Genomic DNA, 24916 nt, shown 5'->3' with positions numbered 1-24916 from the left:
CTTGCTGCGGCTTCATCGCAAAGCCTCCCAGCCCGACAGCCGATAGCAATCTACGACGCGGGTTTGATCTGATATGCTCGCCCAGGCGATGAGATGATCGCGGCTCACCATGCCGGCGCCGACGATGCCAATGCGCAACGGTTGGTTCATGAGCGTTTCCAGTTTGGATGGAAAGTCAACACGCAAGCGCATTATTGTCAATAATACTGCGGTATGTTGGGCGACGCACCCCGCTCCCCGCGCCAAATGATCAAGCATTGACAATAATCGGTCGGGCTCCTTAAGTGCCATCTACGACGATAGGAAGAAAAAATGGCCGACGGACTTCGCAAGGGACTGACGAGTTATGGCGATGCTGGCTTCTCGCTATTCCTGCGCAAGGCCTTCATCAAGGCCATGGGCTACTCGGATGATGCGCTGAACAGGCCGATCGTCGGCATCACCAATACTTACAGCGACTACAATCCCTGCCACGGCAACGTTCCGCAGATCATCGAAGCGGTGAAGCGCGGCGTGATGCTGTCGGGCGCGATGCCGATGGTGTTCCCGACGATTTCGATCGCGGAAAGCTTTGCTCATCCGACCTCGATGTATCTGCGCAATCTGATGGCGATGGACACCGAGGAGATGATCCGCGCTCAGCCGATGGACGCTGTGGTCGTGATCGGGGGATGCGACAAGACGTTGCCGGCGCAAATCATGGCCGCAGTCTCAGCCGACCTGCCGACCGTCGTCATTCCCGTAGGGCCAATGGTGGTCGGGCATCACAGGGGCGAAGTGCTCGGCGCCTGTACCGATTGCCGCCGGCTCTGGGCGAAATATCGCGCCGGCGAAATCGACGACAACGAGATCGAAGCCGTTAACGGCCGGCTGGCGCCTTCGGTCGGCACCTGCATGGTGATGGGCACCGCCAGCACCATGGCATGCATCACCGAGGCACTCGGGCTGTCGCTGCCGATGAGTGCAACGATCCCGGCGCCGCATGCCGAGCGGTTCCGTTCGGCGGAGACCAGCGGCAGGGTGGCCGCCGAAATGGCCAAAGCCAAGGGACCGAGGCCGAGCGAGATTCTGACGCCGGCATCATTCCGCAACGCGCAGGTCGTGATGCAGGCCATTGGCGGCTCGACCAACGGCCTGATCCATCTCACCGCGATCGCTCATCGCTCCCCGCACAAGATCGACCTCGAGACGTTCGACAGGCTCGGCCGCGAGGTGCCGGTGCTAGTCGATCTGAAACCGTCGGGCGAGCACTACATGGAGCATTTTCATCATGCCGGCGGTGTGCCGAAGCTGATGGCGCAGCTCGGTGACCTCATCGATTTCGATGCAAAGACCATCACCGGGCAGACTCTGCGCGAGATCGTTGCCGGTGCGGAGGACGTGCCGGGACAGGACGCGATTCGTCCGCGCGACAATCCGATCAAGGCCGAAGGCGCGATGGCGGTGCTGCATGGCAACCTCGCGCCGCGCGGGGCCGTCATCAAGCAATCGGCGGCCAGCCCGAAACTGCTGCAGCATACCGGGCGTGCAGTGGTGTTCGAATCGGTCGAGGACATGACGCTGCGGGTCGACGATCCCGATCTCGACGTCAACGCCGACGACGTGCTGGTGCTGCGCAACGCCGGCCCCAAAGGTGCGCCCGGCATGCCCGAAGCGGGCTATCTGCCGATCCCGAAGAAGCTAGCGCGTGGCGGTGCCAAGGACATGGTACGGATATCGGACGCGCGGATGAGCGGAACGGCGTTCGGCACGATCGTGCTGCACATCACGCCGGAATCCGCCGTCGGCGGTCCGCTGGCGCTGGTGAAGAACGGCGACATGATCCGGCTCGACGTGGCGAAGCGTAGCATCGACTTGCTCGTCGACGAGGCGGAGCTGGAAAAGCGGCGCGCGGCGCTTGCGCCAGCCGCAACACCCGATTGGGCGAGGCGTGGCTATGCGCATCTGTTCAACGAGACGATTCTTCAGGCCGACGAAGGCTGCGATTTCGACTTCATGCGCGGGCAGGGGAAGGACTAGCTTGTCCGCCGTACGTTTGCCCGACCTCGCCGTCGTCCCTGCGAACGCAGCGACCTATACCGCGTTGTGCTCTAGATAGAGCGAGATGCATGACGGCTTCGAAAAACAACGAACGCCTGTGGTTATGGGTTCCTGCGTTCGCAGGGACGACAGCAATCTAGTTCTCGCTCGGCGCTCTCATTTCGACTTGCTGGTGAACTTCTTCACCGCAACACGAAATTCATCGGTTTGCATGGCATCGATAATCTTCGCTTCCTCGGCATCGAGCTGCTGCTTGGTCGGCGTCACCGCGGCCTGATAGACCAGCGACTTCGTGCCGGCGATCGCCGCCGGCGGGCTCTGTGCCAGCCGCTCGGCGAATTTGCGCGTTTCGGCCTTCAGCTCTGCCGCTGGAACGACGCGCGCGACCAGGCCCCACTCATAGGCTTGCTGCGCGGTAAAGCTGTCTTCGGCCAGAAATATCTGCAGTGCGCGGCGGGTGCCGACGGTCCCGACCATGCCGACCGTGCTGCCTCCGTCCGGCGAGACGCCGATCTTGGCATAGGCCGGCGTGAAACGAGCATCGTCGGCGGCAATGCACAGATCGGTAACGAAGGCGAGCCCCATGCCGGCGCCGGCGGCGGAGCCATGAACGCTGGACAGCACGATTTTCGGCATCCGCCGCACCGCTTCGATGAAGGCGTGGTAGTGCTTCAGCAATTCCCCGACCACGGGCGCAATGGTGTCGTTTGCGGCGGCGGCGCCGATCGTCTGCAGATCGCCGCCGGCCGAGAAGGCGCGGCCTTCGCCCTCGATCACCAGCACCCTTATGTCGTCATTGCCCTCGACCTCGGCGCCGAGCTGCTCGAGCTTTTGCGCGATCGACAGATTGATGGAGTTGAAGGCCGCGGGGCGATTGAGCGTGATCGTGGCAATCGCACCTTCGATCCTGAGCAGGGCAGGGGCGGCGGTATCATCGGAAGTCGACATGGCAAGGCCTCCGGGGGGCGGCGAATGGGCCGGGCATTTAAATAGAGAAGGCAACACGTGACAATCCCCGGCCAGGACCGGCAAATGCGGCAAAGGCCACCCTCAAGGCCGCCGACGCCCTTGCGTCTCGTCGTTTCATGAGGTCAGATAGCGCCGTCATCGTTCGGGACGGACACGAGCGCCGCTCCCAAGGGACGAGGCAGGCAAGCCAAAATCACTGGAGAGGAAACGACATGGGTCATTCCCGTGTGCTCGAACGTAGGATGTCCCGATGACGACAGGAACGGTTGTCATCATCGGCGCGGGCCACGCCGGCTATCAGCTTGCAGCTTCGCTGCGTCAGCACGGCTTTGCGGAACGCATCGTGTTGTTGAACGATGAAGGCCATCTGCCCTACCAGCGGCCGCCGCTGTCCAAGGCCTATCTGAAAGGAACCGGCGGGCCCGACAGCCTGATGTTCCGGCCGGAAAAATTCTATCTCGACCAGAAAATCGATCTGATCTCCGATCGTGCGGTGTCGATCGACCGCGCCGCCCGCAAGGTGGCGCTCGCCTCCGGCGCTTCGCTCGATTACGGCCATCTGGTGCTGGCGACGGGCGCACGCAACCGCCTGCTGGATATTCCGAACGCCAATCTCGACAGCGTGCGTTACTTGCGTACGCTCGACGAAAGCCAGTCGCTGCGCGACTACATCACCGAAGGCCAACGCGTGGTCGTCATCGGCGCCGGATTTATCGGCCTGGAGTTTGCGGCGACGGCGCGGGCCAAGGGCCTCGAAGTCGACGTCGTCGAACTTGCCACGCGCGTGATGGCGCGCGCGGTGACGTCGGAGATCTCGGAGTTCTTCCAGTCGCGGCATACCGCGGCTGGCATCCGGATTCACCTCGGCGTCCAGGTCACCAGCATCGAAAGCGACGGGCACAAGGTCACCGGCGTCAGCCTCAGCGACGGCCGGCACATGAAAGCCGACCTGATTGTGGTCGGCGTCGGCGTGTTGCCGAATGTGGAACTGGCGGCGGAGGCCGGCCTGCCGGTCGCGTCGGGCATCATGGTCGATGAGCACTTGCTGACCGCCGATCCCAATATCTCGGCGATTGGCGACTGCGCGCTGTTTGCGAGCCCGCGTTTCGGCGGCTCGCTGCGGCTGGAGTCGGTGCAGAACGCCACCGACCACGCGCGCTGCGTCGCGGCCCGGCTGACCGGCGATGCCAAGCCGTATGACGGCCTGCCCTGGTTCTGGAGCGATCAGGGGCCCGACAAGCTGCAGATCGCGGGGCTAACCACCGGCTACGACCGTGTGGTGGTGCGCGGCGATCAGGCCAAGGCGGCATTCTCGGCTTTTTGCTACAGGGGCGGGCAACTCGTCGGGATCGAGTCTGTCAATCGCGCGGGCGATCACATGTTCGGAAGGCGCCTGCTTGCCGCCCATGGCTCGATCACGCCCGAGCAGGCGGCCGATGCGAGCTTCGACCTGAAGAGCGCGCTGACTTAAGCTTGCAGGACACTCGCCACTTCGGCTGCGGTCGGCATCGACGGCGCGGCGCCCATTCGCTGCACGCAGATCGATGCGGCGGCATTGGCGTATTCGAGCGCGTCGCGGATCGCCTTTCCGTTGGCAAGCTGCGCGGCGAGGGCGCCGACGAAGCAATCGCCGGCACCAGTGGTGTCCACGGCCTTCACGGCGCGTCCCGCAATCAGCGAGGGCTCGTCGCCGACAAGTGCGAGCACGCCGCGCTTGCCAAGTGTAACGCAGATAATCCTGTCAGGGCCGGCTGGCAGGCGCCGCGCTGCTTCGACGAACCGGGCTGGTTCGTCGGTATCGTGAAGCTCGGTCTGTGCGAGAAGTCCCAGCTCGGTTTCGTTGAGAATCAGGATGTCGACGAGGTCGAGCAGCTCGGGGCCACAGAGGGTCGCCGGCGCTGGATTGAGGATGGTGGTCGCCCCAGCTGCGCGTGCCCGTTTGAAGAAGGCGATGATCGTGGGCTGCGGAATTTCGAACTGGCTCACGGCAACGTCGCCTTTGGCCAGCAAGGGGACGGCGACATCGTCGGCGCTGACACGCGCATTGGCGCCGGGCACGACGACGATGGTGTTGTCGGCGTCGGCGATCGTGATCACGGCCGTCCCGGTATGGACGTCCGGGGTGTCCTTGACCAGAGCGAGCTCGACGCCTTGCGCGGTGAGAAACTGCCGCAATTGTTGACCGAACACGTCCATGCCCAGCCGGCCGATCAGCGTCGACGGTGCGCCGAGTTTCGCGGCGGCCACGGCCTGGTTGGCGCCCTTGCCGCCCGGAAAATAATGCACCTGCCTGCCGGCGACGGTCTCGCCGACCTTCGGATGCCGGTCGGCCATCGCCACTACATCCATGTTGATGCTGCCGGCGACGAACACACGCCCCATGCGTAATAGCCCCCCGCTGCTCAGGCGTGTACCCGAAATTCCCGCGTGATTGCGTCGATATCGATCAGCGTCGGCAGGCCGGCCTCGTTACCGAGGCGCTGGATCTTGAAGGTCGAGGCCGCTCGCGCAAATTCGAAATGCTCCTGCCAGCTTTTAGCGGGATTGGCGAGATAGGAGTAGACATAGGCGCCGTGAAAGACATCGCCTGCGCCGTTGGTGTCGATGACGCGTTCGGGTGGAATTGGAAGCGCGGGAAGGCGGCGGACGGCGCCGGTTTCGTCATACCAGAACAGGCCCTTCTCCCCCATCGTGACGCCACCGATCCGGCACCCGCGGCCCTTCAGGTAATCCAGCATGGCCTCCGGCGTCTTGTCCATCTGTTCGCACAGCCGTTCGGCCACGATCGCGACGTCGATGAATTCCAGCAGCTCATGCGTGTTGGTGCGCAGGCCGCCGCCGTCGAGCGAAGTCAGGATGCCGGCCTCGCGGCAGAGTTTTGCGTAGTGGATCGCGGCGTCCGGCTGATGGCCATCGACATGCAGTGCGCGGCAGCCCTTCAAGTTCAGCATCGGGAAGGGATGAATGTGCTCGTCGTCGCGGCAGCGCACGATGGCGCGCTTGCCGTCCTTCGGCATGATGAAGGAAAGTGACGAGGAATTGACCTTGCGCGGATGGATCGAGATTCCATATTTCGCGGCCATGTCCTGAAACATGCGGCCGAGCCAGTCGTTGGCCATGGTCGCGATCAGGTCCGGCACGATGCCGAGTTTGGCGCAGCAGAACGCCGCCGTCACGGCGTTGCCGCCAAACGACACCGCGTAGGCGGAGGCCACATGTTTTTCGTCGCCGGTCGGCATGTGGTCGGTGATGAAGGTAACGTCGATATAGGTCTGTCCGATGAAGAGGGCCTGCATGCGTTTTCCGTCATGTCCTGCAGAATGTTGGGCAAAGATGGTCCCGGCGCGGCGTACACACATTAGCACCGGTTATCGGATGCATTCGCTGAAATTATTCGCAACCGTGCCGTCTTTGCAGCTTGAGATGGGAGTATAGAGGAGACTGCGACCGTCCTTAAGGGGGGCTTGGGCATACCGTCGTATAACGGCTGACGGCTGCCCGGGTTTCCCCACCGGCGCGACAAAAGTGGAGGAAATGATGACGGTTTATTCCGGTCCCGTGTTCGACATGGCGGTTAACCAGTTTGGCGTCATCGCCAACCATCTGGAAATCCCGATGGACGAGCGCGGCCGCATCCTGATGCCGAAGCGGGCGGTTACTGTCTCTTGCCCGATCCACCGCGACGACGGTACGGTCGCGGTATTCGAAGGCTATCGGGTGCAGCATCATCTCACCCTCGGTCCGACCAAAGGCGGTACGCGGTTTGCACCCTCTGTCGACATCGGCGAGGTCGCGGCGCTCGCGATCTGGATGAGCTGGAAATGTGCCCTTGTCGGTTTGCCCTATGGCGGCGCCAAGGGCGGCGTCAACGTCGATCTCTCCACCATTTCCAAGCGCGAACTGGAAGGGCTGTCGCGCCGCTACATGCAGGAGATGATCCCGTTCGTCGGTCCGCATACCGACGTGATGGCGCCCGACATGGGCACCAACGAGCAGGTGATGGCCTGGTTCATGGACACCTATTCGATGTACCAGGGCCAGACCGTGACAGAGATCGTGACCGGCAAGCCGGTCTCATCCGGCGGTACGCTCGGCCGTCGCGAAGCAACCGGGCGCGGCGTCGCCTATCTCGCCAAGCGGGTGCTGAAGGAGCTGTCGATCAATCCGGGCAGCGCGACCGCCGTGATTCAGGGCTTTGGCAATGTCGGCTCCTACGCCGCGCTGGAGCTGCAGCAATATGGCCTGAAGATCATCGCGGTCAGCGATCACACCGGCGCGCTGCATGATCCGAACGGGCTGGATATTCCGGCATTGATGCGACATGCGGGCGCGCATGGCAGCATCGCGGGGTTCTCCAACGAGCTGACTTTCGATCCCGAGCAAATCCTCACGCTGCCCTGCGACGTGCTGGTGCCGGCGGCGATGGAGCGCGTGATCGATGCGACGGTCGCCGAAAATCTCAAATGCCGCGTGCTGGCCGAGGGCGCCAACGGCCCGACCACGCCGGAAGCCGATCTGGTGCTCGAGAAGCGCCAGGATGAAGTGTTCCTGATCCCCGACATTCTCTGCAATTCCGGCGGCGTCGTGGTCAGCTACTTCGAATGGGTGCAGGACCTGCAGCAATTATTCTGGGAGGAGGAGGAAGTGACGCGGCGCGAATATGCGATCCTCGATCGCGCTTTCGATCATATGCTGCAGCGAGCGAAGGCGGACAAGATTCCGCACCGCACGGCGGCGATGGCGATCGGGGTCGAGAAGGTGCGCGCCGCCAAGAACGTGCGGGGGCTGTTTCCGTGATCACCGGCCTCGATCACGTCGTCGTTCTCACCGGCGACATCGACGCGGCCTCCGCCGCTTACCAGACCTTGTTTGCCCGCGCTCCGGCCTGGCAGAACAGCGGCGACGGCGCCGATCGCGTCCTGTTCACGCTCGACAACACCACGCTGGAATTGATGGCGCCGAGCGGCGAGGACGCCAACGCCGACCGGATTCGCAGCGTTCTGGCCGCGCAGGGCGAGGGACTCGCAAGCATCTGCTTCCGAACCAGCGACATCGCCAAGATGCATCGCAGGCTCGACCGGCTGACGCTGAAGCCGGACGTGATCGCCGACGTTGAAAGCCGCGACGCGATCTCGGGCGCCGTGCTGTCGTGGAAGCGCACGCGGGCGGCAACGGAGGCCACGCGCGGCGTCCGCCTGTTTTTCCTCGAGCGCGACAAGGAGCGCCCACTGTCGGTGCGAACCACGCCCGGATCGATCACGGCGCTGGACCATGTCGTGGTCTCGACGTCGGACCCCGAACGCGCCGCTGCGCTCTACGGCGCGCGGCTCGGCCTCGACATGGCGCTCGACCGATCGCACCCGGATTGGGGCCGGCTGATGTTCTTCCGTTGCGGCGACCTGATCGTCGAGGTCACGCACCGGCCGGGCAAGGAGGCGGATACGTCGCAGGACAAATTTCAGGACGAACTTCAAGACAAATTGCGCGGCCTGTGCTGGCGCGTCGCCGACATCGACGCCACTCATGCGCGGCTCGTCCAGGCGGGCGTCGACGTCTCGGAAGTCCGCACCGGCCGCAAGCCGGGAACGCGGGTCATGACCGTGCGCAACGGCACCTGCGGCGTGCCGACGCTGCTGGTGCAGCCGTCGACGGGGCAGGACGCGTGAGGCGACATTCACCCTCCCCTGGAGGGCCTTGGAGGGGGAGGGTCGACGCGAAGCGGCGGGGTGGGGTGACGGTCCATCCCCTCGATCCGTGCCCGAGTGGAGAGATCACCCCACCCCGTCTCACGTTTCGCTGCGCTCAACGTGAGCCGACCCTCCCCCTCTAGCGGGGGGTGAAGGAAAGCGCGGCGCGATTCATTCTCAAACGCTTCCCTGCATGCTACAGCTTGCCCGATGCGACCAACGGGCGATTGATTTGGCAAAGGCAAAACGCGTTCAGAAATGGCAGCGCGACCCCGCGGGGATGCGGCTCCGCATTCTCGAGGCCGCCAAGCAGGAATTCGCCGCCCATGGCCTGGCCGGCGCGCGCGTCGACCGTATCGCGGCCAATGCCGGCGCCAACAAGCGCATGCTGTACTACCATGTCGGCAACAAGGAAGACCTCTACCTCGCGGTGCTGGAAGGCGCTTATGAGAAGATCCGTTCCGAGGAGCGCGGGCTCGACCTCGAACATCTCGATCCGCCGGAAGCGATCGAACGGCTGATCGATTTCACCTGGAACTATTTCCTTCGCAACCCGGAATTTTTGGCGCTGCTCAACACCGAGAACCTTGCAAAAGCGCGCCATCTGAAGCGCTCGACCAAGGTAAAATCGATGCACTCGCCGTTCGTCGAGATGATCCGCACCGTGGTGAGGCGCGGCGTCGAAAGCGGCGATTTCCGCGTCGCCGTCGACCCCGTCCAGCTCTATATCTCGATCGCCGCGCTGTGCTTCTTCTATCTCTCCAACAGCGCGACGCTTTCCGTTATCTTCGGCCGCGACCTCCTGAAGAAGGAGGCGAGGGACGAGCGGCTTGCCCACATGGTGGCCCTGGTGCTGGCGGCGCTGACGGGGAAATCGACCGCGGATTTCGGCAAGGCCGAGAAGCCGGGCGTGCGGCCGCCGGCGCATCAACCGGTGTGAGCCGCCGTTCCCGCGAACCGCAGGAACCCGTAGCGCCCGACCCAATTAGCTCCACCGGGGAGCGGCCCCAACCTTCGCAAAGTGTGCGGCTGTGCTTATAGGCCTCGCCTTCGCGGGTCGACGGAACAAGCCATTTCGCCGCACAAAAACTGGCTTGCCAGTATTTATCCAACGGGTTAATTTCCGGCCCATAAGACGATGACAGGGAGCGGGACGTGGCCGAGCTGAAGCGCGAGAGTGGCGTGTCGAAAGCGCTGAACGCGGCGTGGGTGCGGCCGTTTTTGTTCCTGCTGTTCATCGTGGTGATGTGGGACCTCACCATCCGCCTGTTCCAGATTCCGGCCTACCAGATCCCGGCGCCGGGCGATGTCGTGGCTGTGCTGCGGACGGACTGGCCGGAACTGCTGCGGCAGGCCTGGCCTACTACCTACGCCACCATCTGCGGCTTCCTGCTGTCGGCGGTGTTCGGTATTCCCGTCGCGATGCTGATTGCGGGATCGAAGACGGTGGAGAGCTATGTCTATCCGCTGCTGGTATTCTCCCAATCCGTGCCGAAGATCGCGATCGCGCCGCTGTTCGTGGTGTGGTTCGGCTTCGGCATCATTCCGAAGGTGATTTCGGCGTTCCTGCTCGGGTTTTTCCCGGTGGTGGTTTCGGCCGTACAGGGCTTCAAGTCGGTCGACCCCGACATGGTCGATCTCGCCCGCGCGATGCAAGGCAGCCGCTTCCAGGTGTTTCGCGCCGTCAACCTGCCGCATGCGATGCCGGCGATCTTTTCCGGCCTGAAAGTGTCGGTGACGCTCGCCGTCGTCGGTGCCGTGGTCGGCGAGTTCGTCGGCTCCAATTCCGGCATCGGCTATGTGATGCAGCGCTCGATCGGCACCTTCGACCTGCCGACGATGTTTGCGGCGCTGGTGATCCTGGCGCTGCTCGGCGTGGTGCTGTTCTGGGTCGTCGATCGGATCGAACGCCTCGTGATTCCCTGGCACGTTAGCCAGCGCGAGGACATTGTTTTTGCTTCCTGAGCCAACCAACAGGCGGCCTATCCAAGGGCTGCATCACCAAACGGGAGGATGACCATGATACGAGTGATAACGGCGATCTCCGCCGCCCTGATCTGGACCGCGCTTTCGGTGCTTCCGGCATCGGCCGCCGACAAGGTCGTGCTGATGCTGAACTGGTACGTCTATGGCGAGCACGCGCCGTTCTATTACGGTAAGGCCAAGGGCATCTACGCCGCCGAGGGCATCGACCTCGAAATCCAGGAAGGCCGCGGCTCGGCGGCGACCACGCAGGCGGTTGCGGCCAAGACTGCCAATTTCGGCTATGTCGACGTGCCCACCATGATGCGCGCTGCCGTGAAGGGCGCGCCGATCATCTCTACCGGCGTGCTGCTGCAGACCAGCCCGATGTCGGCGATGGGCTTTGTCGAAAAGAACATCAAGAAGCCCGAGGACATCAAGGGCAAGACGGTGGCGATCACGCCGGCCGATTCCATGACGCAAATCTGGCCCTTGTTCCTGAAGAAGACCGGCCTGAAGGAAAGCGATTTCCAGACGGTCGCCGGCGACGGTCAGACCAAGCTGAACGCCGTCATCAACGGCCAGGCTGATCTCCTGCTCGGCTACGTTATGGACCAGTCGATGAAGATCAAGGACGCAACGGGCAAGGACGTCAACGCCATCAAGTTCGCCGACTACGGCATCAACATGGTCTGCTCGGGCGTCGTCGCCAACACCGACTTCGTCAAGGCCAATGCCGATCTGGTCAAGCGCTTCATGTCGGCGACGACCAAAGCGGTCGAAGCCGCCGAGAAGGACCCCAAGGGCGCGGCGCAGGCGATCCTCGACGCCAACCCCAAGGGCGGCAAGCTCGAGACGCTGACGAAGGGCTTTGAGCTGACGATCCCGCTGTACCGCACGGCTGAAACCAAGAGCAAGCGGCCGTTCCAGGTGACCGACCAGAACATGACCGACACGGTCAATCTGATGGTCGAATATGGCGGGCTGGATGCCAAGGCCAAGGATAATCCGAAGGCGTTTTATACCAACGACTACCTGCCGCAGGGCGGTTCGTGAGCCATTGATGACGCAACCATCGTCGTCCCCGCACACGCGGGGACCCATAACCGCCGGCCCTAGTTGTTGTAAAAGGTCTCTACCCCCGTGCCCGAATGCAAGGACACGGCGTATGGGTCCCTGCGTTCGCAGGGACGACGATGGAGAGAGGCTTTCCCGAATGGACTCGACTAAATGAACCCGGCAACCAAACCATCGGAAACCGAGCAACCAGCCGCGCATCTGCGCCTGGTGTCCGATCGCGCCGGGGGCGCGGCGGCAGGGATCACCCTGTCGGGCGTCTCAAAAACCTATCGTTCGCGCGACGGCGACGTGCCGTCGCTGCGGCCGCTGGATTTCCACATCAACGAGGGCGAGTTCTTTGTCGTGGTCGGTCCGTCCGGCTGCGGCAAGTCCACGCTGCTCAAAATGATTTCGGGCCTGCTGGCGCCGTCCACTGGCGAGATCCTGGTCGAAGGCGAGCAAGTCACAAAACCGCACGGCAATGTCGGCATCGTGTTCCAGAACGCGCTGCTGCTGCCGTGGCGCAACATCCTGTCCAACGTGATGTTGCCGATCGACATGAAGAAGCTGCCGCGCGGCGAATATCTGCCGCGTGCGAAAGCGCTGCTGAAGCTGGTCGGTCTCGAAGGGTTCGAGAAGAAATTGCCCTGGCAATTGTCCGGCGGCATGCAGCAGCGCGCCTCGATCTGCCGGGCGCTGGTGCATGATCCCAAGATCATGCTGATGGACGAGCCGTTCGGCGCGCTCGATGCCATGACCCGCGAGAAGATGAACGTCGAGTTGATGCGCATCCAGCGCGAGACCGGCAAGACCGTGCTGCTGATCACGCATTCGATACCGGAAGCGGTGTTCCTGGCCGATCGCGTGCTTGTCATGACCGAACGGCCCGGCGCGATCGCAGCGATCTACGACGTGCCCCTGCCGCGCCCGCGTTCGCTGGACGCGATGGCCGATCCCGCCTTCACCGAATTGGTGCAGCGGATCCGCAAGCACTTTTTCACGCAAAGCGCGCTGGACTGAAAGCTGGCTCGATGCCGTATCGTTTGGCCGTAAAGGACGTTGCCTTCTTTGAACGACCGGTGCAGTTCGCCCGGCCCTTCCGGTTCGGCGCGGTGGTCATCAATGCGACGCCGCAGGCCTTTGTACGCGTCGAGATCGAGGTCGAAGGCAGGGGCACGGCGATTGGAGCCAGCGCAGAGTTTTTGGTGCCAAAGTGGTTCGACAAGCGGCCGCATTTGTCGCCGCAGGAGACCGTCGTTGAACTGCGGCGCTCACTGATGATCGCGCGGGATATCTATCTGGCGCATTCCGGCTTTGAGACGGCGTTCGGCCTGCATGCGGCCTGCATCGGCGCGCAGATCGAGGCCTGCGCGCGGGTAGATATTCCGCCACTCGCTGCAGCGTACGGGCCGGCCGAAATCGACAAGGCGATCCTGGATGCGCTGCTCCGCTGCATCGGTGCCAACTTCTTCGATGGCATGGCGGCCAACATTGCCGGCGTCGATGCGCGGCTGTCGCGCGATCTCGACGATGATGATCTGTCGCGCCTTCTTGCTGGCCGCAAGCGGCTGGAGCGCGTCGCGATCCGGCATACCGTGGGCATGGACGACAAGGTCGAAGGCGAGGGCGGCGTCGCCGACGTCAGAGAAAACGCCGGCGCGCGCTACTTCAAGCTCAAGCTAAACGGCGACCCCGCGCACGATGCCGATCGGCTGATCCGGATCGGCAGTGAACTGGCGACGCTGTCGTACGATTATCGTGTCACGCTCGACGCCAATGAACAGTACGCCGACCTCAAGGCATTGAATGCGCTGGTCGAGCGGCTTGACGGCGACGCCGCGCTGCGGCCGATCGCGCAAAAGCTCCTCTACATCGAGCAGCCGATGCCGCGCGACATTACGCGCCAATCGCCGCTCGGCGCGTTGGCGCGGCGCGATTTTATCGTCGACGAGGCCGACGATTCCTACGACGCCTTCCCCGTGGCGCGGGCGCTCGGCTATCGCGGCATCTCCTCGAAATCCTGCAAAGGCATCTACAAGTCGGTGATCAACGCCACGCGCGCGGCGAAATGGAGCGCCTCCGGCGAGACATGCTTCATCGCCGGCGAGGACCTGACCTGCCAGGCAGGACTCGGGGTGCAGCAGGATCTCGCGCTGGGTGCGCTGATCGGCGTCACCCATGCCGAACGCAACGGCCACCATTATGTCGATGGCTTTGGCGATACGCCGGCTACTGAGGCCGAGGCGTTTCTCGCAGGCCATCCCGATCTCTATGCCCGCGACGGCGGCAAGGTCCGGCTCGCGATCCATGACGGCGATCTCCTGACGGGATCGCTGATCGCACCCGGCTTCGCCACGGCAGTGCATCCGGACTGGTCCGCGATGTCGCCGCTCGCGCAGCCCACAGCAATTCCCCTGGAGAAAGCAGTATGACGACCAAACGCCTCGGCCTGATCATGAACGGCGTGACTGGCCGGATGGGGCTCAACCAGCATTTGGTCCGCTCCATCGTCGCGATCCGCGACCAGGGCGGTGTGCTGCTGTCGAACGGCGACCGCATGCTGCCCGACCCGATCCTGATCGGGCGCGACGCGGAGAAGGTGGAACGTCTTGCGAAGCGCTTCAATGTGGAGCGCTGGTCGACTGATCTCGACAAGGCGCTCGCCGCGAAGGACGACACGATCTTCTTCGACGCCGCGACCACGCAGGCGCGCCCCTCGCTGCTGACCAAGGCGATCGAAGCCGGCAAGCATGTCTATTGCGAAAAGCCGATCGCGACCAATCTCGAAGAAGCGGTCGCGGTGCTGAAGCTCGCCAAGGCCAAGGGCATCAAGCACGGCACGGTGCAGGACAAGCTGTTCCTGCCGGGTCTGAAGAAACTCGCCTTCCTGCGCGATTCCGGCTTCTTCGGCCGCATGCTCTCGGTGCGCGGCGAGTTCGGCTACTGGGTGTTCGAGGGCGGCTGGCAGGAGGCGCAGCGGCCGTCGTGGAATTACCGCAGCGAGGACGGCGGCGGCATCATTCTCGACATGGTCTGCCACTGGCGCTACGTGCTCGACAATCTCTTCGGCGAGGTCGAGAGCATCTCCTGCCTCGGCACCACCGATATCCCCGAGCGTTTCGACGAGAAGGGCAAGAAGTACACGGCGACCGCAGATGATTCCGCCTATGCCACCTTCCGCCTCAAGGGCGGCGTGATCGCGCATATCAACATGAGCTGGGTGACGCGGGTCTATCGCGACGACCTCGTGACCTTCCAGGTCGACGGTACCCACGGCTCGGCGGTGGCGGGCCTGACCGATTGCGTGATCCAGGCCCGGCAGGCGACGCCGCGGCCGGTGTGGAATCCGGACGAGAAGCGCACCCATGATTTCTACGCCGATTGGCAGAAGGTTCCGGAAAACGTCGTCTACGACAACGGCTTCAAGGAGCAGTGGGAAATGTTCATCCGCCACGTCTGCGAGGACGCGCCGTACAAGTACACGCTGCTGGAAGGCGCCAAGGGCGTGCAGCTTGCCGAATGCGCGCTGCAGAGCTGGCGCGAGCGGCGCTGGATCGACGTCGCCCCGATCGAGGTGTGAGGAGGCTTAAGCATGAACAGGCCAGTCCTGCCGATGTCATCGCTATCGTTGAAGCTGCCGACGGCGGATCGTTCGGTCGAGACCTATCGCCTGGCGGCATCGCGGACGTTTCCGGCGAAGCTTGAAGGCACGCTCAACCGCGTGGCTTTCTCGGCCGCGCATGTGGTGGCCGATCCATTGGCCGACAACGATCCCTGGCTCAGCGCTGCGATCGACTGGGACCGTACCATCGCGTTCCGAGAGCATGTCTGGGATCTCGGCCTCGGCGTCGCCGAGGCGATGGACACCGCGCAGCGCGGCATGGGGCTGGATTGGCCGACGTCGCTGGAGCTGGTCCAGCGCTCGGTGCGGGCCGCAAAGGCGAGGGGCGGCGCGCTGGTATTCTCTGGCGCCGGCACGGACCACCTTGCCGTGGAAGACGCAAAGAGCCTCGACGACGTGATCCGTGCCTATGAGGAGCAGATCGCCGCGGTGGAAAAAACTGGCGGGCGCATCATCCTGATGGCCTCGCGCGCGCTGGCAAAACTCGGCCGCAGCGCCGACGACTACGCCAAGGTTTATAACCGCGTGCTGGGCCAGGTCCGCGAGCCCGTGATCATCCACTGGCTCGGCGACATGTTCGATCCGGCGCTGGCTGGCTACTGGGGCACCGCCGATCTCGAAAGGGCGATGGACGCAGCGGTCGCGATCATCAATGCCAACGCGGCCAAGGTCGACGGCGTCAAGGTCTCGCTGCTCGAAAAGCAGCGCGAGATCGACATGCGCCGTCGCCTGGACAAGAACGTCAAGATGTATACAGGCGACGATTTCAACTATGCCGAACTGATTGCCGGCGACGAGCAAGGCTTTTCGCATGCGTTGCTTGGCATCTTTGACGCGATCGCTCCGGCGGCATCCTACGCGCTGTCACGGCTGGCGGCCGGCGACGCGGCCGGTTTCCACGACGTGCTGGGGCCGACGGTGCCGCTGTCGCGCCATATCTTCCGGGCGCCGACGCGGTTCTACAAGACCGGCATCGTGTTCATGGCCTATCTCAACGGCCATCAGGATCATTTCACCATGGTCGGCGGGCAGGAGAGCACGCGCTCGACGCTGCATCTGGCCGAACTATTCCGCCTCGCCGACAGGTGCGGGCTGCTCTCCAACCCCGAACTGGCGACACGGCGGATGAAGACGGTGCTGGCAACGCGCGGCATCGAACCCTGATGCGCGATTTCTCGAGCGATCATCGCTGGCTGTCGCTGAACACGGCGACCGTCCGCAAGCAGGGCGATCTCATCGCCATCATCGACGCCTGCGCACGGCATGGCATTCGCGCCATCGACCCCTGGCGCGACCAGGTCGCGGCCGTCGGCCTCGACCGCGCGGTGCGGGCGGTGCACGACGCCGGGCTTGAACTATCTGGCTACTGCCGCGGCGGCATGTTCACGGCGGATGCGGCGCACCGCATAGAGGCGCGCGACGACAACCGCCGCGCGGTGGACGAAGCCAAGGCGCTGGGTGCTCCCTGTATCGTGCTGGTCGTCGGCGGCCTGCCGCAATATTCGCGGCCGGGAAGCGTTGCCTCGAAAGACATCGTGGCCGCGCGAACGCAGGTCCATGACGCGATCGCGGAAATGCTGGAGTATGCGAGAGAGGCCGACATGCCGCTCGCGATCGAGCCCTTGCATCCGGCCTACGCCGCGGACCGCGCCTGCGTGAACTCGACGAAGCAGGCGCTCGATATTTGCGACCAACTCGATCCAGAGCGCACCGGCGCGCTTGGTGTGGCGCTCGACGTCTATCACATCTGGTGGGACCCGGAATTGATGCCGCAGATTGCGCGCGCGGGCAAAGATCGATTGCTGGCGTTTCACGTCTGCGACTGGCTGGTGCCGACCAAAGACATCCTCAACGACCGCGGCATGATGGGTGACGGCGTCATCGACATCACATCTGTGCGATCGGCGGTCGAGGCGCAGGGCTTTGCCGGCTATTCCGAGATCGAAATCTTCTCCAATGACTGGTGGGCGAGGCCGATGGACGAGGTTTTGAGAACCTGTATCGCGCGGCATCGGACCGTGGTGTAGCAGCCGTCAATCGAAGTCGCTCATTCGCTGTCTCAATGGCGGACGATGTTGTCTCGTATGTGAACTGACGCGCGTTCTGGTTGTGATAGCGTCGCGTGAAGAGACAGCGCGCGGTTCCAGATTTAACCTTTTGCGCGGGTATTTAGCTTAACAAAGGGTTACCGTTGCGCCTCGATAAACTCCGGCGCTAGCTAATCGCACGGAGAAAGTCTCCACGAGCGATGAGCGACAACATGAAAATCCTTTACGCAATTGCGGCCCTCACTCTGCTGTCGACATCGGCGCAGGCCTGGCAGGTCGTGGAACGCTGTACCTCCAGCAAGTTCTACGGCCGGGTGTGCACGACGTCGTATCTGGACGATCCGGTACGCAACGAGGCGCAGGATCAGGAAGACGCAAAGGCAAGGCGCGCCAGCATCGAGAAGTGGGAAGCGTTCTGCAAGCCGAAGCGCACCTACGACAACGAAGGTGTCGTCCGCCTGGTTTACGCCCGCAAGGGCTGCGAGTTCGGCCGCAGCGAGTAGCGCGCTTCTCCTCGCCGCGGGCGAGGAGAACTCCGAGCCCTGCAGCTCGATGAACGGCTGACGACGCGCAGTGCGCCCGAAAGACCGCTAAACCTTTATCGACCAAATTGCGATCCGGTTAGTTACACAGCTTTACGCCGCCTCAATGCTTGTCGGTCATTCCTGACAGACGCATTCATCAAGGGGCAGTGTCCATGCGCGTCTTCATTGCAATCTCGATCGTCGTCGCTTCGGTATCCTCCGCATCCGCGCAATTTGCGATGGACCACGGCCATGCCGCGGATGCCGCCCAGGCCGCCCGCGCGGCGCGCGCCGCAGCGGATGCCAAGGCCGCGGCCATTGCCTCCGGCGCGCCGCTGCTTCCCAGCCAGCAAACCAATTTCTATGTCGGCAGCCGCGGCACCGTGAAGATCGTTCCGCGGACCGCCGAAGAACTGAAGGCCGATGAAGCGGCGCAGGCCGCCTGGAGGGAACGCTGCCGGCCGACCGTGGTCGAGGACCGCGAGGGCCTGCGGCGCGTGCGATATGCCGAACGGGATTGCGACCTTTCCCGCTTCAACACTGCGGGGAACTAGAACTTCCCGACATCCGCTCCGCACCCCGCAATCCGGGTTTCGGCTAGGCCCTCCCGGGTCGAAATGCTAGAGCTTCCCCAACTACCGTTGGGGCGGCATGACTTTTACTTCTTGGCAGTTCGGCATCTTCGTCGCGATCGTATTTGCGGCGTATTACCTTCCGGCGCTGCGAGCCTTTCAGGTCCAACTGCTGGTCTTCGCCAGCCTGTTCTTCTACGGCTATGGCCAGCCTGTACTGCTGGCGCTGTTGGCCGTCGCGGTTCTCGGAACATATCTCTTCCTGGTCCTGGCATTGCGAAACCGGCAACTCTGGCTGCCGGCCGGTATCGCCTTCAATCTCGCGCTGCTGGCGTTCTTCAAATACAAATTGCTGTTCATCGATCCGGCATCCCCCAGCCTGGTCGATTTCGCGCCGCTCGATTTTCTTCTGAAGCTGCCGTTGCCGATCGGCATTTCATTCTTCGTCTTCCACAACATCAGTCTCTTGGTCGATTTGACCCGGCAGAAGGGAGCGCCGCCGACGCTGACCGGCGTATTCCTCTACATCATCTTCTTTCCGCAGCTCGTTTCCGGTCCGATCACGCGCGCGGAAATGTTCATGCCGCAGATCAAGACGAAATACTTTGCGGACATTCCGTTCGTCGAGGCAGCGAAATGGATCCTGACCGGGTTTTTCTTCAAGCTCTACGTTGCGAACAACCTCAATGAAATGACGTCTTACATGAGCTTCCCGCTCTACGAGACGCTGCAGACCCAGGATCGCTGGCTGCTGGTTTTCCTCTACAGCTATCAGATCTATGCGGATTTCTTCGGCTATTCCGCGATCGCGATCGGTCTTGCCCTGCTGTTCGGCTATCGCCTGCCGATCAACTTCAATCTTCCCTACATCTCGACCTCGTTCTCCGAGTTCTGGACGCGCTGGCATATCTCGCTGTCGACCTGGCTGCGGACCTATCTCTACGTCCCGCTCGGCGGCAACCGTCACGGCGTATGGCGCACCTATTTGAACCTGATGATCGTGATGGGGCTGGGCGGCCTCTGGCACGGCGCCAGCCTCAGCTACCTGATGTGGGGACTATTGCACGGCCTGTTGCTGGTGCTCGAACGCCCCTTGTTGGCGCGGCTGGCGTCGATCGACTTTGCGGCATTTCGAGCAGCCCGGATGACTGTCGTCTTCGTCTGCGTCACCATGCTCTGGATTTTCTTCAAGCTGCCGAACTTCGATCATGCGGTCGGCTACCTCGCGGGGATGTTTACGCCGAGCACGAATCCCAATCCGACAAAACTGTTCTACAGCCTGGCGCTGCTCTATTCGCTTCCGGTCATGATTCAGCACCTCGGTTTTCGTCCACTATCCGAGGGAAGGTTGCGCTGGGCGGAGCCATACCTCTACGGCTCGATGGCCGCCCTGATGTATCTGGAAGCCGGTCTCGAAACGTCGTTCATCTACTTTCAGTTCTAAAGCATGATCCGGAAAGGTGGGAACCGTTTTTCCGAAAAGATCATGCTCAAAACAAAGAGAGCGAGGAAAAATTGTCTGCCGTTCGGTGGTTGATAAAATGCGGTGCCGGGGCGGCGATCGTCTTGATCGCCTGCGGCTTCGCTACCGTGCGTTTCGGAAGCGGGCTGCAAATGCCGGCAGCCACGACGCGGGACGGCACGCTGATCACTTTGAGCCGATACCTGCGCGAGCCGGTGCCAGACGTCGTGCTGGTGGGCAGCTCGATCACGTTCCGCCTCAAGGAAGAGTATTTTGCAACGCCCAAACTGAGAAATCTGGCGCTTGCGGGCGGCTCCCCGCTCACCGGGCTGGAGATCGTCGCGAACCAGCCGCAGCTTCCGAAATTCATTCTGGTCGAAGCGAATATTCTCGCCCGTTCGACCGACGCCGCGCTGGTCGAACGTTACTCACGCGGCGATGCCGAGCCGTTGTTCTTTCGCCCGGTCAGGGCTGCGGTAGCCGCCTATGAGCAGCGGCTTCACGCGCCGCGGACGCTCGAGCAGGTCGCGATCGAGCTGCGCGGATTGCTTACACAGCCGCCGAACGATTTCGATAATCGGGTCTATGCGGATCGCGCGCTACAGCAATTAAATGCGGAAGATCCGACGGATGCAGTACAGTTTAACGCGAAACGAATTGAGGAGCTGATCCAGGTATTGGAGCGGCGTGGGGTGCGGGTATTCCTGTTCGAGCTGCCTTGTTCCGAGCCGATTGAAGGCTCGCGATATGCGGCGGTCACGCGGGAAATCATCCACGCCGCATTTCCGGACTCGATCCGATGGTTGCGGCTCGAAGTGAACCGAAGCGAGCTGCGCTGGGCGGATGGCGTACATCTCGACGAACGCTCTGCGGTCATCGTGACGCAGGCGATGGAGCGCGCTTTGGCATTGGCGCGGTGAAGTGACCGGGGCCCTTTTCTCGAAAAAAGCCCAGGCTGCGGCGTTATCGTGATTGAGCAAGGAAAGCGATGATCTTTTTTCTATCTTCGCTCGATGAGAGGCCGCCATACGGCTTCATGCTGTTGCCGGGCACGACCTCATCGGGGTTTGCAATGAAGCGATCGAGCTTCTCCTCATCCCAGACGAATCCTGCCTCCTTCATTGCGCTGGAAAACGCATAGTCTGGTATCGATCCCGCTTTCCGTCCGACGATCTTGTGCAGGTTGGGGCCCAGCCGATTGTCGCCCTCTCTCATGATGTGGCACGTCCGACAGGCATTGTTGAACGCCTGTTGTCCTGAGACGCCCTCCGCGCCTTGCGGCGCCTGGGGCAGGGCGGAAGGCGAAGCAAGCATACACGCCAGCCCGCTCAACGCGCCTATCAAGATCGCCCGACTGTGCCGCAAGCGCGCGTCTCGCTTGTTGGATGTTGGCCGGACGAGCTGCGTGATAAAGTGCGATTGCCTCATTCGATCCTCATCAAGAAGGATGGTGGGCATGCTTTGGTCACTGGCTTGCGACCTGCGGCATCGTATTGAAGCGCGCCTTCTGCTCGTTGCTCAGCGTGGCATAGAACTCGTCCAGCGCCGGCTGCACCAGCGCGGCTGCCTGCAGCATGGCTTCGAGCCGCTTCTCCATTGCCTCCAGCCGTCCGAGAGGTGTGAGCGGCACGTCGTCGGGGCAGGCGGCCTGCAACTCCTGGACCGCGTCGTTCGTCGCCTTGCTCAACAGATCGAGCGCGTCCTTTTGCTTGCCTGCCGGACGTATCACGGCTTCGATTCGCTCGATCGGTAGCTGCGTGAGGCTGGGCTTGGGCTCGCCGCAGCGCTCGGTTTGCGTATTCGCTTCCTGCTGCGGCGGCTGTTGCGAACGCTCGCCGACGTTCGGGCCGAGCGCGTTGAAACGCGCCTTTTGCTCGTCGTCCAGCGAATTATAGAACTGCTCAAGTGCCGGCCGTACGATCCTTACTGCGTCGAGCGTGGCTTTGACGCGGTTCGTCATCGCCCGTAAGCGACCGGGCGGCGTCATCCCATAGTAATCAGCGCAGGATTCCTTGAACGCATCGGCGGCCTTTGCCGCAGCAGCCTTCAATTCATCGAGCAGGGCGCGCTGTTCGGGGGTGGGCTGTACTGCGCGCGCGATCGACGCAATCGGCCAGGCGGTTATGCCCTCATCCGGCTCGCCACACAATTGTCGGAGAGTCTGCCGGCTTACGCTTGCGCGCTTGCGTGATTGCAAATCGGTGATTGCGGCACCGGGTTCAGGATATCTGGCGTAAGCGGAATACGGACTGTCCGTGCCCCAAAACACCGTGTCGACGAAGTCGTCATAAGCGTAGGCCCAATAGCCGGGGTCATAGGCATGGGGCCAGAAGGTGTAACTGAATATGTCGGAATAGGCGTAGGGCCAGAAGACCGGGCCGAGCCATGCCACGAACGCTGCGCGATGGCCGCGCCGCCAGGCGTGGCGCGGAGCCCAGCGGTTCTCCCGGGCAGTGAGCGCCGCTCGGGCTTGCAGGGCATCATTGCTGCGGAAGTGCGCGGAAAATCGCCCGCGAGCCGCCGCCTGCAGAGCCGCGGCAGAGGCGGATCGTTCAGCCGAGGGCTGTGGTCCCAGCCGCTGCAGGCGTGCCTGGTCACGTTCCTGGATGCGCTGCTCGCGCTGGAGCAGGCGGTTTTGATTCTGCAGCAATCTTTGCTGCTCGCGCTGCGCCCGGCGACCTTCCGGCTTTTGCGACTGCAATTGCTGCACACGCTGCTGCAAGCGATCGATGCGGCCCTGCCGCTCCGTGCTCTGGCGCGACAGCATGTCACGCTGTCGCTCCTGCACGGCTTGCCGCCGCTCCTGGATACGCTGCTCGCGTTGCTGCATACGCTGTTCGCGCTGCTGCGCACGCGTTTCGATCTGTTCGTTTCGCGACGGGCGCGCGCCGACAACGGGCGATGCGCCCGGCCGTGACGGTGCGGTGATGCGCGGTTCCGGCTGCCTCGCCATGGCCGGTCGCTGCGGCGGCGCGGCGCGACGCATCTCGGGCCGCGGCGCTACGACGCGCGGTGCGGCCGGCCGCGGTGGCGCGGCGATACGCGGTGGCGCGGCCCGTGGGGCCATCGCTGGACGTTGCGGCGAAGGAGCTGCACGCATCGCCGGCGCGGCGGGTCGCGCCATGGCCGGGGGCGCAGCCGGGCGGGCCATCGCCGGTGGCGCCGCTGGGCGGGCCATCGCCGGTGGGGGTGCAGCCGGTCGGGCTGCTGGCGCAGCCCCTCCAGCCGGACCACCGCCTCCTCGAGGTTGGGCGAACGAGCCGGTGCTCACCGCTATCGCGGAGATGCCAAGAAGAAATGCTGCGATGCGAGCGCTGCTCGAAAGCATGATCTCACTCCCTCGCTTCGCCGCCCGAAAGCAACAACGCGCAAGCGCAGGAATCGTTCGTCGCAGCGATGACTTACATTGCGATGTTACGACGCAGGATTGCGCAGTTTGGCCGTAGCTAGCTGACCGTGCAAGGCACGCTGAGAAATCCACGGAAGCGCACGCGGCCGCCGCGTACCGGTTCGCCGTCGAGCGCATAATCCGGAAAGCGCGCGAGGAAACGCGAGATCGCGACGGCACCCTCGAGCCGCGCCAGCGCCATGCCGGCGCATTGATGCGCGCCGGTGCCGAAGGCCAGATGCCGGTTCGGCGTACGGCCGATATCGAAACGTTCGGGATCGGCGAACTGCGCGGGGTCGCGGTTGGCGGCGCCTATGCACAGCGTCACCGGCGTGCCCGGCGGCATCGCTACGCCGCCGAGTTCGAACGGTTCGACGGTCATGCGGTTGCCGAGCTGGTTGGAGCTCTCGAACCGCAGCATTTCCTCGACCGCGGTCTTGATCAGATCGGGATTTTCAATCAGCCGGCGTTTCTCGCCTGCGTGGTTCAATAACGCGACCAACCCGTTGCCGATCAGGTTGGTCGTGGTCTCGTGGCCGGCATTGAGCAGGAAGATGCAATTGTGCAGCAGCTCCTTTTCAGTCAGCCGCTCGCCATTGTCCTCGCCCTGAATCAGCCGCGTCAGCACGTCGCGGTCGGGATTGCCTGGCTTGGCCCGTCGCTGCGCCACCAGCCCTTCGAGGTACGCCAGGAAATCCTTCACCGCCTTGTTGCCGCGGGCGAAGGCGTCCGGGCCGATCACCGGCTCCAGCGCGCCGAGAATGGCCAGCGACCAATCGCGCAGGGGATCGCGCTCGCTCTCCGGCACGTCGAGCAGATTGCCGATCACTTCGATCGGAATGGCAGCAGCGAAATCGTCGATCAGGTCCACCTTCCCCTTAGCCTTGCCCTTGGCGGCGAGGGCGTCGAGCAGGCGGTCGACCAACCGGACCAGATCGGGCTCCATGCCGGCCATCGCGCGCGGCGATAGTGCGCCCATGATCAGCCGGCGGACGCGGGTGTGGGCGGGAGGATCGTTGAACACGAGGCTCGTGGTGTGGTGCTCGTAGAGCAGGGAGTCGCCATACTTCGGCGAGAACTCCTTCTTCTTGTCGGATGAGAAGGCCTTGGTGTTCTTGTAGGCTGCAACCAGATCGTCATAGCGGGTCAGGAAGTACGACCCATTCGGCAACCGCTTGACCGGTTCGTTCTCGCGCAGCGCGCGATAGGTCGGGTAGGGGTTGGCATAGAACTCCGGCGTCAGCTTTTCGAGGTCGAATGTGGCCGCCAGTTCGCGCGCATCCAGATTCATGGCTCGCCGTACTCGTTGGGAAGACGGAAAAGGTAAGCGGCCGTCAAATTAGTCGCATTTGCAACTATCTTAGACGCCGCTTTCAAAGCGTCAAGTCGGCGCTGGTTTCAGCCCACACTATCCAAAGCGTATTGATCCAAGCGCCCTGGGGTTGCGACCAATTCGGGATAAGTCTGCAACGCGAAAGCTCGATTTTCCGAAAAATCGTGCTCAAACAAAGCGATGAGGCTGTGTCTTCGACGCCACCCGGTGGCAGAATCCGCCTGGTGCGCTGCAATGGATCCTTGACTTC

The 24916-nt window shown here is 63.1% G+C and carries 24 protein-coding genes; 17 read left to right on the top strand and 7 right to left on the bottom strand.

The window, feature by feature from the left end; all coding sequences use genetic code 11:
• Positions 1-12 precede the first annotated feature (12 nt).
• A complete protein-coding gene (locus LMTR13_RS29035; protein WP_156795843.1) occupies positions 13-150 on the bottom strand; it encodes a hypothetical protein in 138 nt (45 codons plus the stop codon).
• A gap of 162 nt (positions 151-312) precedes the next feature.
• Here LMTR13_RS29035 and LMTR13_RS29030 point away from each other — a divergent pair, with 162 nt between their 5' ends.
• On the top strand, positions 313-2019 hold the full coding sequence (locus LMTR13_RS29030; RefSeq protein WP_065730761.1) for an IlvD/Edd family dehydratase: 1707 nt from the start codon (positions 313-315) through the stop codon (positions 2017-2019).
• Between the two features lie 177 nt (positions 2020-2196).
• Here the strand turns inward: LMTR13_RS29030 and LMTR13_RS29025 are convergent, their stop codons facing one another.
• Positions 2197-2988, bottom strand: coding sequence for an enoyl-CoA hydratase/isomerase family protein (locus LMTR13_RS29025; protein WP_065730760.1), 792 nt, complete (start codon positions 2986-2988; stop codon positions 2197-2199).
• Positions 2989-3259: 271 nt separating this feature from the next.
• On the opposite strand from LMTR13_RS29025, the gene LMTR13_RS29020 reads away from it, so the two are divergent.
• A complete protein-coding gene (locus LMTR13_RS29020; RefSeq protein ID WP_065730759.1) occupies positions 3260-4480 on the top strand; it encodes an NAD(P)/FAD-dependent oxidoreductase in 1221 nt (406 codons plus the stop codon).
• On the opposite strand, the gene rbsK is transcribed toward LMTR13_RS29020, so the two are convergent.
• Positions 4477-5391 (bottom strand): ribokinase, encoded by a 915-nt coding sequence (gene rbsK, locus LMTR13_RS29015; RefSeq protein ID WP_065730758.1) that lies wholly within the window; start codon positions 5389-5391, stop codon positions 4477-4479. The genes LMTR13_RS29020 and rbsK overlap by 4 nt on opposite strands.
• A gap of 20 nt (positions 5392-5411) precedes the next feature.
• On the bottom strand, positions 5412-6305 hold the full coding sequence (locus LMTR13_RS29010) for a sugar kinase (RefSeq protein ID WP_065730757.1): 894 nt from the start codon (positions 6303-6305) through the stop codon (positions 5412-5414).
• A gap of 241 nt (positions 6306-6546) precedes the next feature.
• Here LMTR13_RS29010 and LMTR13_RS29005 point away from each other — a divergent pair, with 241 nt between their 5' ends.
• From LMTR13_RS29005 to LMTR13_RS28940, 14 genes are all read left to right on the top strand, one after another.
• On the top strand, positions 6547-7806 hold the full coding sequence (locus tag LMTR13_RS29005; protein ID WP_065733052.1) for a Glu/Leu/Phe/Val family dehydrogenase: 1260 nt from the start codon (positions 6547-6549) through the stop codon (positions 7804-7806).
• Positions 7803-8675 carry a VOC family protein gene (locus tag LMTR13_RS29000; protein ID WP_065730756.1) on the top strand — a complete coding sequence of 291 codons (873 nt, stop codon included), beginning with the start codon at positions 7803-7805 and terminating at the stop codon, positions 8673-8675. Before LMTR13_RS29005 ends, LMTR13_RS29000 begins: the two co-directional genes overlap by 4 nt.
• Positions 8676-8928: 253 nt before the next feature.
• The gene (locus LMTR13_RS28995; protein WP_197520931.1) at positions 8929-9636 is read left to right on the top strand and encodes a TetR/AcrR family transcriptional regulator; all 708 of its coding nucleotides are present in this window, start codon (positions 8929-8931) and stop codon (positions 9634-9636) included.
• Positions 9637-9851: 215 nt separating this feature from the next.
• On the top strand, positions 9852-10661 hold the full coding sequence (locus LMTR13_RS28990; protein ID WP_057844504.1) for an ABC transporter permease: 810 nt from the start codon (positions 9852-9854) through the stop codon (positions 10659-10661).
• Positions 10662-10715: 54 nt separating this feature from the next.
• Complete coding sequence (locus tag LMTR13_RS28985; RefSeq protein ID WP_065733050.1) at positions 10716-11714, top strand: ABC transporter substrate-binding protein; 999 nt, start codon at positions 10716-10718, stop codon at positions 11712-11714.
• Between the two features lie 174 nt (positions 11715-11888).
• The gene (locus tag LMTR13_RS28980) at positions 11889-12737 is read left to right on the top strand and encodes an ABC transporter ATP-binding protein (RefSeq protein ID WP_065730755.1); all 849 of its coding nucleotides are present in this window, start codon (positions 11889-11891) and stop codon (positions 12735-12737) included.
• 11 nt (positions 12738-12748) lie between these two features.
• Positions 12749-14149 carry a beta/alpha barrel domain-containing protein gene (locus LMTR13_RS28975; RefSeq protein WP_065730754.1) on the top strand — a complete coding sequence of 467 codons (1401 nt, stop codon included), beginning with the start codon at positions 12749-12751 and terminating at the stop codon, positions 14147-14149.
• Positions 14146-15297 (top strand): Gfo/Idh/MocA family protein, encoded by a 1152-nt coding sequence (locus LMTR13_RS28970; RefSeq protein WP_065730753.1) that lies wholly within the window; start codon positions 14146-14148, stop codon positions 15295-15297. Before LMTR13_RS28975 ends, LMTR13_RS28970 begins: the two co-directional genes overlap by 4 nt.
• A gap of 12 nt (positions 15298-15309) precedes the next feature.
• Positions 15310-16503 carry a dihydrodipicolinate synthase family protein gene (locus LMTR13_RS28965; protein ID WP_065730752.1) on the top strand — a complete coding sequence of 398 codons (1194 nt, stop codon included), beginning with the start codon at positions 15310-15312 and terminating at the stop codon, positions 16501-16503.
• Positions 16503-17366: a sugar phosphate isomerase/epimerase family protein gene (locus LMTR13_RS28960; protein ID WP_065730751.1), complete on the top strand. Its 864-nt coding sequence runs from the start codon at positions 16503-16505 to the stop codon at positions 17364-17366. The genes LMTR13_RS28965 and LMTR13_RS28960 overlap by 1 nt, the downstream gene beginning before the upstream one ends.
• 233 nt (positions 17367-17599) lie before the next feature.
• Positions 17600-17890 carry a hypothetical protein gene (locus tag LMTR13_RS28955; RefSeq protein WP_156795841.1) on the top strand — a complete coding sequence of 97 codons (291 nt, stop codon included), beginning with the start codon at positions 17600-17602 and terminating at the stop codon, positions 17888-17890.
• A 194-nt stretch (positions 17891-18084) separates the two neighbouring features.
• Complete coding sequence (locus LMTR13_RS28950) at positions 18085-18465, top strand: hypothetical protein (RefSeq protein ID WP_065730749.1); 381 nt, start codon at positions 18085-18087, stop codon at positions 18463-18465.
• A gap of 97 nt (positions 18466-18562) precedes the next feature.
• Positions 18563-19927 (top strand): MBOAT family O-acyltransferase, encoded by a 1365-nt coding sequence (locus LMTR13_RS28945; RefSeq protein ID WP_065730748.1) that lies wholly within the window; start codon positions 18563-18565, stop codon positions 19925-19927.
• Positions 19928-20097: 170 nt separating this feature from the next.
• Positions 20098-20865: a hypothetical protein gene (locus LMTR13_RS28940; protein ID WP_156795840.1), complete on the top strand. Its 768-nt coding sequence runs from the start codon at positions 20098-20100 to the stop codon at positions 20863-20865.
• 43 nt (positions 20866-20908) lie between these two features.
• On the opposite strand, the gene LMTR13_RS28935 is transcribed toward LMTR13_RS28940, so the two are convergent.
• Together LMTR13_RS28935 and LMTR13_RS43000 are read right to left on the bottom strand one after the other, a co-directional pair.
• Positions 20909-21403 (bottom strand): c-type cytochrome, encoded by a 495-nt coding sequence (locus tag LMTR13_RS28935; protein WP_335622049.1) that lies wholly within the window; start codon positions 21401-21403, stop codon positions 20909-20911.
• A 7-nt stretch (positions 21404-21410) separates the two neighbouring features.
• Positions 21411-22337: a Spy/CpxP family protein refolding chaperone gene (locus LMTR13_RS43000; protein ID WP_236843183.1), complete on the bottom strand. Its 927-nt coding sequence runs from the start codon at positions 22335-22337 to the stop codon at positions 21411-21413.
• A 12-nt stretch (positions 22338-22349) separates the two neighbouring features.
• On the opposite strand from LMTR13_RS43000, the gene LMTR13_RS42995 reads away from it, so the two are divergent.
• The gene (locus tag LMTR13_RS42995; RefSeq protein ID WP_236843182.1) at positions 22350-22862 is read left to right on the top strand and encodes a hypothetical protein; all 513 of its coding nucleotides are present in this window, start codon (positions 22350-22352) and stop codon (positions 22860-22862) included.
• 529 nt (positions 22863-23391) lie between these two features.
• On the opposite strand, the gene LMTR13_RS28925 is transcribed toward LMTR13_RS42995, so the two are convergent.
• Positions 23392-24624: a cytochrome P450 gene (locus tag LMTR13_RS28925; RefSeq protein WP_065730746.1), complete on the bottom strand. Its 1233-nt coding sequence runs from the start codon at positions 24622-24624 to the stop codon at positions 23392-23394.
• Between the last annotated feature and the right edge of the window lie 292 nt (positions 24625-24916).

Origin of the sequence: Bradyrhizobium icense, from assembly GCF_001693385.1 — a bacterium.
Taxonomy (GTDB): domain Bacteria; phylum Pseudomonadota; class Alphaproteobacteria; order Rhizobiales; family Xanthobacteraceae; genus Bradyrhizobium; species Bradyrhizobium icense.
The sequence above is the reverse complement of the archived record's forward strand: the minus strand, read 5'-3'. Positions and strand labels throughout refer to the sequence as shown.